Origin of the sequence: Serratia proteamaculans, from assembly GCF_004684015.1 — a bacterium.
Lineage (GTDB): Bacteria > Pseudomonadota > Gammaproteobacteria > Enterobacterales > Enterobacteriaceae > Serratia > Serratia proteamaculans_F.
The window spans coordinates 89,212-103,155 of record NZ_SRIA01000024.1 but is presented as its reverse complement, the minus strand read 5'-3'; the positions used below and the strand labels follow the sequence as shown (position 1 = coordinate 103,155).

Sequence of the window (13,944 nt, the reverse complement as noted above, 5' to 3'; positions counted from 1 at the left end):
GTCGCTGCGATGCCGCCTTTTTTGTATCAAGGCAGTTGTTGTTCCAGCGTTTGCCCTGTTTTACTCGTAGCCTGCAACAGGCCCTGCAAAGAAGCCTTAAACGGCCCATCACTGTTCAGCAAGCCTTTCAACTGTAATTGCAGGTTACCGTCACCTTCCAGGGGCACCGGTTGCCAACCCCATTGTTGTAGCGTGTTCACCGGGACCGAGCGGCCGTTTAGCGACAGTGTGAAGGGTTTGCCCGGCAGTTGCTCAACGGTGGCTTTGGCCTCCAGCAGTCCCTGTGGCATAAAGGCACTGAGATCGGTAACGTTGATCTGGCCGTCATTGGCATTCAGCGCCAGAGAGGGGCGACGAACGTCGATCTTGTTGAAGGTGGCTTCGCTACCGTTGAGATTCAGCGTGCCGGACCAAATGCCCCATTGGTGGTCGCGTGCCAGCAGCAGGTTACTGCCGTATCCGTCCAGCGCGGTTATCTGGAACGGGAAAGCCGGATTGATATCTATGATCAGGTTGCGGTTGGTGGTTAGCTTGTTGACGTACACCTCTGCCAACCAGTGCGGTAGTTGTTGCAACCATAGCCCGCGCCAGTCGCTTGGCAAGGTGTATTCCAACGCGGCGACCGCGACCTCATCGAGCTGCAATCGGTTGTTGGCGCGCAGCCAGTTGCCGGAAGTGCGCAACAGTCCACCTTCCCAACGGGTGGTGAATTGTTGAATGGCAATGCCGGCCGGCGAGAGCCGCATATTCATGATCGGATCAATCAAATGGAAACTGCCGTTGATCAGATCGCTGGCATTGAAGTTCAGCGAACCGTCCGGACTGCTCCAGTCGCCCTGCTGAAAGGTGACGTTTTGCAGCGACAGGTCAAGATCGTTGAATGCCCACTCCTTACCTTCCAGACGCGCATCGATCAGATCAAAACGTTTGAGTGTGATCGGCGGCAGGGCAGTAAAGCGCTGCCAGAACTGTTCCAGCGTCAGGGGGGTCTGCAGGCGTACGCCGCTTAGCCGCAGGCGTTCTACCTGCCAACTGCCATCGGCGGCGCGGGTCGCTACGCCAGTCAAATCACCTTGTGCCAGGTCGGCACCGAAGTTGCTGAGCAGCAACTGGTTTTGTTTGAGTTCACCCTGAACCAATACCTGTGATGCGGGGATGCCATTTAGCGTCATGGAACCGGCGCTGAACTGGAACTGATTGTTTTCACCTAATGGATGACCGGTTTTCGGTTGCCATGGCGTGATGCCGGCATTGACCTGTTGCGCATTAAGCTGCCAGGTTTCATCGTTGGATTGCAGCGCCATCTTGCTCAGTTGCAGTACATCGGCCTGTATCGGCAATACTGCATTTTGCTGTGGGAGCTTAAGTGTACCCTCGCGTAGCGTTACGCTATGGAAATAACGCGGCTCGGTAAGTTGGCGCAGACTGAAGCCGAGATCCACCTGTTTGGCGACCAGAGAGGGTGGCTGATTTTTTGTCGCTAACTGAACGTCTTCCAGGCTGATTTGACCCGGCTGGTTCCAGGAGTGCGAGATCTTCGCTACCGACAGGTGATATTCACTGTTATCGCTGACCCAGCGGCTCAAGTAACCCGCGGCCCAACGGGTTTGCCCAATGACGTACAGCAACGCAATGGCAAGCACTACCAGCAGCAGCAACGTCAGCAACAGTTTCCCGATAAATTTCATCGTCTACATCCGCGTCGGTCAAAAAAGATACCCTGTTTATGCCGCAATTGGCCGGGCATCTCAAGTGCAATGGTCTGATAGGCAATAAAAAACGGCCGCGAGCGGCCGTTTAATGGCCAATATGGCCGATTATGGTTTTTCGTGTTCGTGCGGGAACACCAGGTTCAGCACGATAGCGGTGATACCGCCGGCAGCAATGCCTGAGGAGAGCAGGGTTTTCAGCCAGTCTGGCGCGAACTGCAGGATCAGCGGCTGCTGGGAAACGCCCATACCCACCGCCAGCGACAGCGCCATGATCATGATTGCGCGGCGATTCAGTCGTTCGCGTGACACGATACGTACGCCAGACGCGGCGATGGTGCCGAACATCACCAGGGTTGCACCGCCCAGAACCGGCTCAGGAATATGTTGTACGAAGCCGGCGACTGCCGGGAACAGCCCCAGCACGATCAGCATCAGTGCTACCACGAAACCGACATAGCGGCTGGCGACGCCGGTCAGTTGGATCACGCCATTGTTCTGACCAAAGCAGGAGTTGGGGAAGGTGTTAAATACTGCCGACAGCATCGAGTTCAACCCGTTGGCCAGCACGCCACCCTTCAGGCGCTTCATATACAGCGGACCGCTGACCGGCTGTTCCGACACGTCCGAGGTGGCGGTGATATCGCCGATGGTTTCCAGCGAGGTGACCATAAAGATCAGCATCAGTGGCAACAGCAGGTTCCAGTCAAAGCCCAGACCGTAATACAGAGGTGTTGGGATGATGATCGCTGCTGTTGCGGGTGTCGGTTGGTTTTGCGGCAACATGTCCATGGCCCAGGCAAGCAGATAACCGACCGCCATGGCAATCACCAGCGAGGCAACGCGCAGGTAGGGGTTGCGCTGACGGTTAAGCAGAATGATGACCAATAATACTGCACCAGCCAGCAGCAGGTTTTTGGGCGCTCCGAAGCTACCCCCGCTCATGGCGGCATAACCGCCGCCGATGGAGGTCAGCCCGACCTGGATCAGCGATAAACCGATAATCATCACCACGATGCCGGAAACCAGCGGGGTGATAATGCGTCGCGCCAGATGCAGTACGCGTGAAAGCAAGATCTCGGTGCAGGAGGCGACCATCAGCGTGCCAAACAACGCCGCCATCATGGTCGGCACGTCGGCACCGCCGTTTTTCAGCGCCAGACCACCCATAATCAGCGGTGCCACAAAGTTAAAACTGGTGCCCTGAATGGACAGCAGACCAGAACCGACCGGTCCCCAGGTTTTAATTTGCAGGATAGAGGCCAGGCCGGAGGCGAACAATGACATGCTGATAATGTGCTGAGTATCTTGTGCCGGTAAACCTAACGCCTGACAGATCAACAGCGCCGGGGTGATCACCGCAACGAACATCGCCAACAGGTGCTGACTGGCGGCAAACAGCGTCTGCGGCAGTGGTGGACGGTCCTCCAAACGATAAATCAGTTCACTGTTGCGGGCAGGGGAGGATGCTTTTTGCACAGCATCGAGCTCGGCGGATGGCATGGTCATGGTGTGGCATTTCCAGAAACGGCAAAGCAGGCATTTTAATGATTTGCCTCACAAAAGCAAACGGTTGCGCGTTAAAGTTATGTTAGCGTTATCGCCGGTTATGTCGCATTTTCATTCATTTTTTCTTGTGTTATCAGCGTTTTTTACTTCTAATCCTGCACTCATCAAGTTTTAAAAACTAAGCGGTTTTCTATAACTTATTATTTCTTAATTGGATCTTTCCCCTCACATGGAGTACCTGGATGTTTCATCTTGATACTTATGGCACGTTAGTCGCGGCAACATTGGTTTTGCTCCTTGGGGGCAAATGCGTTACCAGCATTCCTCTGTTGAGAAAATACACCATCCCCGCACCTGTCGCCGGTGGCTTACTGGTGGCACTCCTGTTGTTAGCCCTGAAAAAGCTGGTTAACTGGGAAATCAGCTTCGATATGTCGCTGAAAGACCCGTTAATGTTGGCCTTCTTCGCCACTATCGGTCTGAATGCCAACCTGGCGCGATTGCGTGCAGGCGGCAAGGCGTTAATGGTGTTCCTGTTTGTGGTGCTGGGCCTGCTGCTGGTGCAGAACGCCATCGGCATCGGTATGGCAAAAATGCTGGGTCTGGATCCGCTGATGGGTCTGATCGCCGGCTCCATCACCTTGTCCGGGGGCCATGGCACCGGGGCGGCCTGGAGCAAGTTGTTTATCGAGCGCTACGGGTTCGAAAACGCTACGGAAGTGGCGATGGCCTGTGCCACCTTCGGGTTGGTGTTGGGTGGCCTGATCGGCGGCCCGGTAGCTCGCTATTTGGTAAAACACTCTTCCACGCCGGAAGGCACGCCGGATGACAGTGTCCAGCCAAGCGGTTTTGAAAAGCCGGAGAGCGGCCGTTTGATCACCTCGCTGGTCATGATTGAAACCATTGCCATGATTGCCATCTGTCTGAGCCTGGGTCAGCTGATTTCCGGCTTACTGAGTGGCACGGTGTTTGAACTGCCAAACTTCGTCTGTGTGCTGTTTGTTGGCGTGATCCTCAGCAATACCCTGGCCTTCACTGGGTTCTACACCGTGTTTGAGCGTGCGGTATCGGTGCTGGGTAACGTTAGCCTGTCGCTGTTCCTGGCAATGGCGCTGATGAGCCTGCGGTTGTGGGAGCTGGCTTCGTTGGCCTTGCCGATGTTGGCTATCCTGGCGGTGCAAACGCTGGTGATGGCGCTGTACGCGATTTTTGTTACCTACCGGGTAATGGGGAAAAATTACGATGCGGCGGTGCTGGCCGCAGGCCACTGTGGCTTCGGTATGGGCGCGACGCCAACGGCGATCGCCAATATGCAGGCGATTACCGATCGCTTCGGCCCATCGCACCTGGCGTTTCTGGTGGTACCTATGGTGGGGGCGTTCTTTATTGATATTGCCAACGCGATTGTCATTAAGCTGTATCTGCTGTTGCCGATGTTCCCAACGATTGGCTGATTAGCAGGCTGCAATAACGAAAAAGGCGCCGATTGGCGCCTTTTTACATCACAGGGGGGATTAGGCGTTGGAGTAACGCGCTTTTTCCGGTAACCAACGTTCAATCAGGGCATGGGCATGTTGCGGATACTGTTGATGGATATGACGAGCAACGCGTTGTACTTCCGGGATCATGGCCTGATCACGCAGTAAATCAGCCACTTTAAACTCTGCACTGCCGGTTTGACGCGTGCCCAGCAGTTCCCCGGGGCCACGGATCTCCAGATCCTGCTGCGCAATGACGAAGCCGTCATTGCTGTCTCGCAGTACCTGCAGGCGCTTTTGTGCCGTTTTGCTTAACGGTGTTTTGTACAACAACACGCAGTGTGACGCCACGGCACCACGGCCTACGCGGCCACGTAGCTGATGTAACTGCGCCAGCCCCAGTCGTTCCGGGTTTTCGATGATCATCAGACTGGCGTTGGGTACGTCGACGCCGACTTCAATGACCGTTGTCGCCACCAACAGCTGGAGTTCGCCTTGTTTAAAGGCCTGCATCACGGCCTGCTTCTCTTGCGCTTTCATTCGGCCATGTATCAGTGCGACTTTCAGCTCCGGCAGCGCAGTTTTCAGTTCTTCCCAGGTGGCTTCTGCGGCCTGGGCTTCGAGTAGTTCAGACTCTTCGATCAGTGTACAAACCCAATACGCTTGTCGGCCTTCTTCCAGGCAGGCACTTTTCACCCGCTGGATAATATCGGCGCGCCGGGTATCGGGAATGGCGACGGTAGTGACCGGCGTTCTGCCCGGTGGCAGTTCGTCGATCACCGAAGTGTCGAGATCGGCATAGGCAGTCATCGCCAGCGTACGCGGAATGGGGGTGGCGGTCATGATCAACTGATGAGCATGGAAGCCTTGCTCCTCACCTTTCTCCCACAGAGCCAACCGCTGGTGGACACCAAAGCGGTGCTGTTCGTCGATGATCACCAGAGCCAGGCCGGAAAACTTCACCTGTTCCTGGAAGATGGCGTGCGTACCGACCACCATGGACACTTGCCCACTGGCAATCGCCTCTTGCTGCGCGATACGCGCCTTGCCTTTTTGCTTGCCGGCCAGCCAGCCGACTTCCAATCCCAGCGGCTCAAACCACTGGCGGAAATTGTTGGCGTGTTGTTCGGCCAGCAGTTCCGTGGGTGCCATCAATGCTACCTGCTTGCCATGGGCGATAGCGCGTAGCGCGGCCAGTGCGGCCACCAGCGTTTTACCTGAGCCGACGTCGCCCTGTACCAGCCGCATCATCGGGAAGCCTTTTTGCATATCGGCTTCAATATCTGCTACCACGCGGTCTTGTGCGCCGGTCGGTGTAAACGGCAACTGGGCGAGAAATTGTGTTTTAAGCCGATCATCCGGCATTAGAGGCAGTGCCTGATAGCTCTGAGCGCCGGCGCGTACCGCCAGCATACTGAGGTTATGCGCTAACAGCTCTTCCATGATCAGTCGTTTTTGCGCCGGATGTTTGCCCTGTTCCAAATCAACCAGCTGGATATCCGGCGGCGGGCGGTGCAGGGTATGCAAAGCTTGCGGCAGGCTCATCAAACCGCCGCTCAGTTCCGGCGGCAGCAGTTCGGTGATGGCGCAGGTATCCAACAGTTCCAGAGCCTGATCGGTCAGTTTACGCAGCGTAGCCTGCCGGATGCCCTCAGTCGTTGGGTAGACCGGGGTCAATGATTCTTGCAGCTCAACCTCACTGCTTTCCCCCTGAATACGGTATTCCGGATGAATAATTTCTGCGCCGTGGTTGCCGCGTTTGACTTCACCATAGGCGGTTACGCGACGGCCGGTTGCCAGGCTGTTTTTCATCGCCGCATTGAAGTTGAAGAAGCGCATGGTGAGTAGGCCGGTACCGTCGCTAATCTGGCAGGTCAGCATACGTCGACGGCCAAAACTGATGTCCGTACGCAGTACTTCACCTTCCACCGTGGCAAAAATGCCCGGTTGCAGGTCGTTTATTGGGTAGAGGCGGGTGCGGTCTTCGTAGCGCAGCGGCAGGTGCAGCAGCAGGTCCTGAATGGTTTCCAGGCCAATTTTGGCCAGTTTTCCCGCCTGGCTGGCACCCACACCGGAAAGTGTGGTGAGTGGGACAGCATCCAGCAGGCGGCCTTTCATTTGCGTACCGTCGATTGCATGGCTGCCCACCATTCGGCATCGGCGACCACCTGGCCCTGTTCATCAATGTGCGGACGCGGCAGTCTTTTACGTTTGGCGACGTTGGCCAGCACCGGATAACCGCCTTCAAACAGCAGACGCTGTTGCTCTTCCTGGTCGAGCATGCTGTGTTCACGGCGATACATACCGGCATTTTGCCGCTGGCGTTGCGCTTCGTACAGGATCAATGCTGAGGCGACCGACACGTTGAGTGATTGGACCATGCCGATCATCGGAATGATGATGTCCTGATCGGCCAGTGCCAGTGCTTCTTCGGTAATACCGGTTTTTTCCTGGCCCAGCAGCACGCAGGTCGGGCGGGTGTAATCCACCTCACGAAAGTCGACTGCACGGGCGGACAGGTTGGTCGCCAGAATTTGCATACCCTGATCTTTCAGATGGGTCACGGCGTCGACGATGGTGGGATGGGTTTTGACATTCACCCAACTGTTGCTGCCGGCGGCGGAGGAAACCAGGGTGCGCATGCGTGGAGTTGGCCATACGGCATGCAGTTGATGCACGCCGACGGCGTCGGCGGTGCGGATAATGGCGGAGACGTTATGCGGTTTGTGGACCTGTTCCAGGCAGACGGTTAAATCCGGCTGCCGGGTGGCCAGCATTTCACAAATCCGCGCATAGCGTTCAGGACTCATAAGCGCTAATTTCGGTTACGGTTAACTTTAATGACATCCGGCATGATACGGATTTTACGCATAATATTTGCCAGATGGATGCGATCGCGGGTGGTCAGGCGGATAAATGCACTATAGACCCGGCCGTCTTTTTCTTCGGTATTCAGGCTTTGAATATTGGACTCGGCCGCATTGATGGCTGCCGTCAGGTTGGCCAGCGCCCCCTGATGATTAAACATGTCCACTTTGATCTCGGCAATGAATTCCTGCTCGATGTCTTTATCCCACTCTACCGCCATGAATTTTTCAGGCTCTTTCTGGTAGCCGCGGATATTTCGGCAGGACTCATGGTGGATCACCAGGCCTTTGCCTGGGCTGACGTGGGCGATGATCGGATCGCCTGGAATAGGTCGGCAGCACTTGGCGAAGGTGATCAACACGCCGTCTGAGCCCTTGATCGCCAGGTTGCGAACCCCAGAAGAAGTCCCCAGATTAGACTGGTCACCCTGCAGGTTTTTAGCTACCACCACACTCATGGCATTGCCCAGGCCGATTTCAGCCAACAGGTCGTCCAGCGTCGCCAGTTTCATGCGATCCAACTCGTGTTGGATATTTTCCGTTGGAACCTCTGCCAGTTTGCGGCTGCCGCCCAACGCATGATTTAACAAGCGACGGCCAAGGCCGACTGAATCATCGCGCTTAAGGTTTTTCAGCATTTGGCGGATTTTTGCGCGCGCTTTTGAGCTGACGACAAAGTTCAGCCAGGCGGCGTTTGGTCGTGCACCCGGAGCCGTGATGATTTCGACCGTTTGCCCGCTGGTCAATGACTGTGACAGCGGATATGGCTGACGGTCAACACGTGCGCCAACGCAGGCGTGACCGATATCGGTATGCACCGCATAAGCGAAGTCGACCGGCGTTGCGCCCGCAGGCAATTCAACAATGCGGCCTTCCGGGGTGAAAACGTAAATCTCATCCGGGAACAGATCGGATTTTACGCTCTCGATAAATTCAAACGAACTGCCAGCGCTTTGTTGCAGCTCCAGCAAGCTCTGCATCCAGCGCTGAGCGCGGATTTGTGCGGTGGTGCCGGTTTCGCCCTGTTCTTTTTCTTTATAAGCCCAGTGCGCGGCGACCCCCATTTCGGCCATCTGATCCATATCTTCGGTACGGATCTGTACCTCAACCGGTACACCGTGTGGGCCGATCAGTGAAGTGTGCAACGATTGATAGCCGTTGGCCTTGGGAATGGCGATATAGTCTTTGACCCTGCCCGGACGCGGTTTGTACAGGCTGTGGGCCTGGCCCAGCACGCGGTAGCAGGTGTCGACTTCCTTCACGATCACCCGGAACGCGTAGATATCCATAATCGAATGGAAACGCTGTTCTTTCAGGTGCATCTTGAGGTAAATGGAATACAGATGTTTTTCCCGCCCGCTGACGCGGCAGGGAATGCCGGCCTCGGTCAGTCGCCCTTCGATCTCGGAGAGGATCTTCTGGATCATCTCTTTACGGTTACCGCGCGCGGCTTTCACCACTTCTTTGATTACGCGATAACGGTTCGGGTACAACGCCTCAAAGCCCAGCTCTTCAAGCTCGGTTTTCAGGTGATGAATACCCAGACGATGGGCCAGAGGGCTGTAGATTTCCAGGGTTTCACGCGCGATGCGCCGCCGTTTGTCAGGACGCAGCGAACCGAGGGTGCGCATGTTGTGCGTACGGTCGGCCAGCTTGATCAGCACGACGCGGATATCCTGCACCATCGCCATGATCATCTTGCGGAAGTTTTCCGCCTGAGCTTCTTTTTTATCCTGGAACTTCAGCTTGTCGAGCTTGGATACGCCTTCAACCAGTTCGGCGACGCTTTTGCCGAACAGTTGTTCCATATCCTGGTAGGTGGCCGGGGTGTCTTCAATGACGTCGTGCAGCAGTGCTGCCATCAGCGTCTCATGATCGAGACGCATTTCCGCCAGAATGCAGGCCACGGCGACCGGGTGAGTAATGTAGGGCTCACCACTGGAGCGTGTCTGTCCCTCGTGAGCATCACGTGCAACGAGGTATGCCTGTTTGAGGCGCTTAATCTGCTCCTCAGGCAGGTAACGTTGAATCAGCAGATTCAGGCTTTCAAACAGGTACAAAGGCAGACTCGCAGTCTAATTAACGACGACCTTCAGCAATGGCGGTAACCGCTTGAATCTCTGCGGCTTCCTGCTCTTGCTGCTCCTGACGATCACGAACATCGAGGATCTGGCTGGTGATCAGGCCTTCTTCGATTTCGCGCAGCGCGATAACGGTGTACTTGTCGTTTTCTTCCGGAACAAGTGCATCTTTACCGCCAGTCTGGATTTGACGTGCCCGACGAGCAGCGACCAACACCAGGTCAAAACGGTTACCAATTTTCTCTACAGCGTCTTGAACAGTTACGCGTGCCATATTTGTGCTACTCCACAGGTGACGAAAAGACTGGGCATAATACTGAAACTGTCTTCAGTCTGCCAATAGTTTGCTGATTAAAGCGTCATGCCGCAGTAATTGGCGGCCTAAACGCAGGCGTTCGGCGCGAATAATGGTTTTCAGATCGGACAGAGCCAGATCGAAATCATCGTTCACGATTAAATAATCATACTCCGCGTAGTGCGCCATTTCTGCCACGGCCTGCGCCATGCGTTTGGCGATCACTTCATCCGAGTCTTGCCCGCGGCCACGCAGGCGGCGGCCAAGTTCGTCCTTCGACGGCGGCAAAATAAAGATGCTGCGTGCCTGTGGCATTTTGGCGCGAATTTGCTGCGCACCCTGCCAGTCGATATCCAGGAAAACGTCTACGCCGGTCGACAGCACCTGCTCAATGGCGGCGCGTGAGGTCCCGTAATAGTTGCCGAACACTTCGGCGTGCTCAAGAAACGCATCCTGCTCAATCATTTGGCAGAATTCATCTTTTGAGACGAAGAAATAATGATCGCCGTGCTGTTCACCCGGGCGGCTGTCGCGCGTGGTGTGCGAAACCGAAACCTGCGTGTCGTACAGCGGTTGCGTCTTTAACAAAGCCTGAATCAGACTTGATTTCCCTGCGCCACTGGGGGCAGAGACAATATAAAGCGTGCCTTGAGCCATGATGATGTTCGTTGATAGCGGTTGATATGCCAATAACAGCGGATGAGTATTTTCTCCGCACAGTATACACGGCTAACGAGCCGGATGCAGCGTTAGCTCGCATTTTGCCCGCCGCTTTGTGCTGAAAAAACCTCAAACTGGCGGGTTTGCGCAGTGTATCGCTAAGTTTTGGCAGTTTTCTGCAACGCGATCTGCTTTTCTCGAGGTGTTTTGCAGAACGGCAGTTTGGTCATTGCCGTGTTTCCACTTCCCGGATTTACTGCCGGTTATCAGGGAGGTGGACAATGCAAAAGAGTGTCATGAGGATCGGGATGATCCTGCTGGGTTGTTTGGCGTTTAGTGGGGCGCTGTGGGCGGAGACTTGCCCGACATGGCGGCCGGAGAGGCTGCAACTGGAGATAACTACGTTAAAAAACCAGCTTGAGCGTTGGGATGTGGCTTATTACCAACAGGGAAACAGTTTAATTGAGGATGAAGTTTACGACAGCCTGCGGAAAAAGTTGCGGCTGTGGCTAGGCTGCGCCGGGCTGGCACCGGCAGATGAATCTGTTCCACTTTTACCGATGGGCAAGGTGGCGCATCCGGTCGCGCATACCGGATTACGTAAATTGCCGGATACAGCCGCCGTGGCGCAATGGCTAGAGGGCCGTAGTGATCTCTGGGTTCAGCCAAAGGTGGACGGTGTGGCCATTACGCTGGTTTATCGGAACGGCGAGCTGGTGGCGGCGATCAGTCGGGGAAATGGGCTAAAAGGGGAGAACTGGCTGAAAAAAGTACGTGCGATACCGGCGGTACCCACCAGTATCAAGGGGGCTCCACTGGCGCTGACTTTGCAAGGTGAGCTGTTCCTGATGGTGAACGGTCATCAACAGAAAGTCAGTGGCGGTATCAATGCCCGGGCCAAGGTTGCCGGTGCGTTGATGAAAAAGCAGCTTTCGCCGTTATTGCAACAGATTGGCCTGTTTGTCTGGGCATGGCCGGACGGTCCGCAGGCCATGCCGCAGCGTTTGCAACAACTTGCCGCAATGGGATTCCCCCTGGCCCTGGCTTACTCGCAGCCGGTGCAATCATTGGCACAAGTGCAGCAATGGCGGGAACACTGGCACCAGGCCGCTTTGCCTTTCGTTACCGATGGCGTGGTCATTCATCAGTCACATGCACCACAGGGCAGGTATTGGCAAGCGAAGCCCGGTGATTGGGCCGTGGCCTGGAAATATCCCCCGGTGCAGCAGGTTACGCAGGTCAATGGTGTTGACTTCAATGTGGGCCGCACCGGCAAGATTGCCGTGGTACTGAGGCTTGAGCCTGTCAGGCTGGACGACAAATGGGTGGCGCGGGTTAATCTCGGTTCGCTGTTACGTTGGCGGCAGTGGGCGGTTGCGCCAGGAGATCAAGTGGCGATCAGCCTGATGGGGCACGGTATCCCTCATCTCAATAAGGTGGTCTGGCGCGCAGCGGAAAGGGCGCTGCCCAGTGCGCCATCTGCAGAACAGTATCACCCGTTGAGTTGCTTTAGTTGGCGGCCGGATTGCCGTCAGCAATTTCTTGCCCGGCTGGTGTGGCTGGGTGGCCGACAGGGGTTAAATCTGCACGGCGTCAGTGAATCCACCTGGCAGGCACTCATCGATCAGGGTTTGGTACGGCATCTGTTGGACTGGCTGGTGCTGACGCCGGAACAGTTGATGGCGGCACCCGGCATTGGCGAAAAGCGGGGGCAGAATATTCATCGGCAATTTCAGTTGGCGCGGCAGCAGCCATTTGCCCGCTGGTTAATTGCTTTAGGTGCGCCACTGTCCCCACAGCAAGCGGTGACGTTGAAAAGTTGGCATCAGGCCCAGCAACGGCCAACCGAGACGTGGCGGACAATGGCCGGTATTGGTACCAAAAGGGCGCAGCAGATTGCTGATTTTCTCCAGCATCCCCCACTGTTGGCACTGGTCAATACGCTAGAGACCCAAGAAATAGCCGGCTTTGTCCCTGAGGCGGTTCCTGTTAATGATCCGGATGCTGGTAGTTAAATACCGGCAGACCCAAACGAAAACGCAGGGCGAGTAGGCGGGCGCTGAGACCAACGACCAGCGTGATGATCACTACCAGATTATGTGGCAGGCTAAAGTGCTGCAGGCCGATGTACAGCCAGGCGGCTGCAAAGGAGATCCCGGCATAGATTTCTTTTTGGAATACCAAAGGAATGCGGTTACAGAGCATATCGCGCAATACACCGCCGAATACCCCGGTGATCACGGCGGCAATCGCGGCGATGATCGCGCCATGGCCCATATCCAGCGCGACCTGCGCGCCAATGATTGAAAACACAATCAGGCCAACGGCATCCAAAACCAGGAACAGGCGGCGCAGGTGGCGCATCAGGGGGGCCAGCCAGGTAGTGACAATCGCCGCAATGGCGACGATAACGATGTATTCAGGATGTTTGACCCACCCCAGTGGGAAATGCCCGAGCAACATATCGCGTACCGAACCGCCGCCGATGGCGGTGGCAGAAGCGATAATAATGACGCCAAACATGTCCATTTGGCGACGGCCGGCTGCCAATGCGCCAGTCATGGCTTCAGCAGTGATGCCGATGATATAAAGAATGCTCAGTAACATAAGATATTCACAGGGTGAGTGGGAGCGAGTGTTAGGGGAAAGGGTAATCGCCGAGAAGGTATACCGCTACTGAGATTTTCTAACGGGTGATGTTTCGGATTACTTTTATTAATCCTTTAATGACCTGTTTTACTTGTTTGTTGCCTTTAATACTCTTTTATTGCTAGTAAAGGCATTAGAAATTTAGTGTTAGTTTCTATGGCTGACTATATTGATTGAATTTGGTCCGTGGTTGCATGTCGATGGCGGATAATGACCTTCACTAAGGAACATAAAGAAAATGAAAAGTACTTTCCTGCTGGCGACGGCGGTAACCGCGGGCTTACTGTTGAGCGGTTGCGTTACTCAGTCTCCGCACACTGCACAGCAAAAGCTGGCGACATGCACGGTAGGCGATCCCATGACCCAGACCACGCTTTATTTTGGCCTGAACCGGCCTGCGGGGCCGGTGATCAGCGCTACTGAATGGCAACGTTTTGTTGACCGGCAAGTGACGCCGCGCTTTAAAGATGGGCTGTCGGTATTTGATGCCAAAGGGCAGTGGCTGGGTAATGACGGCAAGTTGGCACGCGAGAACAGCAAAGCACTGATGCTGATCCATGCACCGGGCAAGGAAAGTGAAACCAATATCGAAGCGCTGCGTAGTAGCTATAAGCAACAGTTTGCCCAGGATTCCGTAATGCGGGTTGATACGCCGGTGTGTGTCGCGTTCTGATGAAGTCCCGGCCCGCAGGCCGG

At 55.4% G+C, this 13,944-nt stretch carries 11 protein-coding genes; 3 read left to right on the top strand and 8 right to left on the bottom strand.

The genetic code is table 11. The annotated features are described in order from the left end of the window. Nucleotides 1–26: 26 nt before the first annotated feature. On the bottom strand, nucleotides 27–1,688 hold the full coding sequence (locus E5C26_RS24405) for an AsmA family protein (RefSeq protein ID WP_135318553.1): 1,662 nt from the start codon (nucleotides 1,686–1,688) through the stop codon (nucleotides 27–29). A gap of 129 nt (nucleotides 1,689–1,817) precedes the next feature. Continuing rightward, complete coding sequence (locus tag E5C26_RS24400) at nucleotides 1,818–3,218, bottom strand: nucleobase:cation symporter-2 family protein (RefSeq protein WP_135318552.1); 1,401 nt, start codon at nucleotides 3,216–3,218, stop codon at nucleotides 1,818–1,820. A gap of 242 nt (nucleotides 3,219–3,460) precedes the next feature. Between E5C26_RS24400 and gltS the strand changes: the two genes are divergently transcribed. After that, nucleotides 3,461–4,672, top strand: a complete 1,212-nt coding sequence (gene gltS / locus E5C26_RS24395) for a sodium/glutamate symporter (protein ID WP_135318551.1) — start codon at nucleotides 3,461–3,463, stop codon at nucleotides 4,670–4,672. A gap of 60 nt (nucleotides 4,673–4,732) precedes the next feature. On the opposite strand, the gene recG is transcribed toward gltS, so the two are convergent. From recG to gmk, 5 genes are read right to left on the bottom strand one after another with little or no spacing between them, the layout of a single operon-like run. Beyond that, nucleotides 4,733–6,814, bottom strand: coding sequence for an ATP-dependent DNA helicase RecG (gene recG / locus E5C26_RS24390; RefSeq protein ID WP_135318550.1), 2,082 nt, complete (start codon nucleotides 6,812–6,814; stop codon nucleotides 4,733–4,735). After that, nucleotides 6,811–7,506, bottom strand: a complete 696-nt coding sequence (trmH, locus tag E5C26_RS24385) for a tRNA (guanosine(18)-2'-O)-methyltransferase TrmH (protein ID WP_135318549.1) — start codon at nucleotides 7,504–7,506, stop codon at nucleotides 6,811–6,813. Before trmH ends, recG begins: the two co-directional genes overlap by 4 nt. Before the next feature lie 5 nt (nucleotides 7,507–7,511). After that, on the bottom strand, nucleotides 7,512–9,623 hold the full coding sequence (spoT, locus tag E5C26_RS24380) for a bifunctional GTP diphosphokinase/guanosine-3',5'-bis pyrophosphate 3'-pyrophosphohydrolase (protein ID WP_135318548.1): 2,112 nt from the start codon (nucleotides 9,621–9,623) through the stop codon (nucleotides 7,512–7,514). A 19-nt stretch (nucleotides 9,624–9,642) separates the two neighbouring features. After that, nucleotides 9,643–9,918, bottom strand: a complete 276-nt coding sequence (rpoZ, locus tag E5C26_RS24375) for a DNA-directed RNA polymerase subunit omega (protein ID WP_004953385.1) — start codon at nucleotides 9,916–9,918, stop codon at nucleotides 9,643–9,645. 54 nt (nucleotides 9,919–9,972) lie between these two features. Continuing rightward, nucleotides 9,973–10,596 (bottom strand): guanylate kinase, encoded by a 624-nt coding sequence (gene gmk / locus E5C26_RS24370; protein WP_012147536.1) that lies wholly within the window; start codon nucleotides 10,594–10,596, stop codon nucleotides 9,973–9,975. A gap of 284 nt (nucleotides 10,597–10,880) precedes the next feature. On the opposite strand from gmk, the gene ligB reads away from it, so the two are divergent. Then, the gene (gene ligB, locus E5C26_RS24365) at nucleotides 10,881–12,614 is read left to right on the top strand and encodes an NAD-dependent DNA ligase LigB (protein WP_135318547.1); all 1,734 of its coding nucleotides are present in this window, start codon (nucleotides 10,881–10,883) and stop codon (nucleotides 12,612–12,614) included. Here the strand turns inward: ligB and E5C26_RS24360 are convergent. Further along, complete coding sequence (locus tag E5C26_RS24360) at nucleotides 12,589–13,206, bottom strand: trimeric intracellular cation channel family protein (RefSeq protein WP_112349260.1); 618 nt, start codon at nucleotides 13,204–13,206, stop codon at nucleotides 12,589–12,591. The genes ligB and E5C26_RS24360 overlap by 26 nt on opposite strands. Before the next feature lie 280 nt (nucleotides 13,207–13,486). Between E5C26_RS24360 and E5C26_RS24355 the strand changes: the two genes are divergently transcribed. Further along, on the top strand, nucleotides 13,487–13,921 hold the full coding sequence (locus E5C26_RS24355) for a DUF3574 domain-containing protein (RefSeq protein WP_135318546.1): 435 nt from the start codon (nucleotides 13,487–13,489) through the stop codon (nucleotides 13,919–13,921). Nucleotides 13,922–13,944 lie beyond the last annotated feature (23 nt).

Bases quoted from the DNA above. Each gene is read 5' to 3' on its own strand.
- E5C26_RS24405 (WP_135318553.1), bottom strand. From the start codon at position 1,688: ATGAAATTTATCGGGAAACTGTTGCTGACGTTGCTGCTGCTGGTAGTG.
- E5C26_RS24400 (WP_135318552.1), bottom strand. From the start codon at position 3,218: ATGACCATGCCATCCGCCGAGCTCGATGCTGTGCAAAAAGCATCCTCC.
- gltS (WP_135318551.1), top strand. From the start codon at position 3,461: ATGTTTCATCTTGATACTTATGGCACGTTAGTCGCGGCAACATTGGTT.
- recG (WP_135318550.1), bottom strand. From the start codon at position 6,814: ATGAAAGGCCGCCTGCTGGATGCTGTCCCACTCACCACACTTTCCGGT.
- trmH (WP_135318549.1), bottom strand. From the start codon at position 7,506: ATGAGTCCTGAACGCTATGCGCGGATTTGTGAAATGCTGGCCACCCGG.
- rpoZ (WP_004953385.1), bottom strand. From the start codon at position 9,918: ATGGCACGCGTAACTGTTCAAGACGCTGTAGAGAAAATTGGTAACCGT.
- gmk (WP_012147536.1), bottom strand. From the start codon at position 10,596: ATGGCTCAAGGCACGCTTTATATTGTCTCTGCCCCCAGTGGCGCAGGG.
- ligB (WP_135318547.1), top strand. From the start codon at position 10,881: ATGCAAAAGAGTGTCATGAGGATCGGGATGATCCTGCTGGGTTGTTTG.
- E5C26_RS24360 (WP_112349260.1), bottom strand. From the start codon at position 13,206: ATGTTACTGAGCATTCTTTATATCATCGGCATCACTGCTGAAGCCATG.
- E5C26_RS24355 (WP_135318546.1), top strand. From the start codon at position 13,487: ATGAAAAGTACTTTCCTGCTGGCGACGGCGGTAACCGCGGGCTTACTG.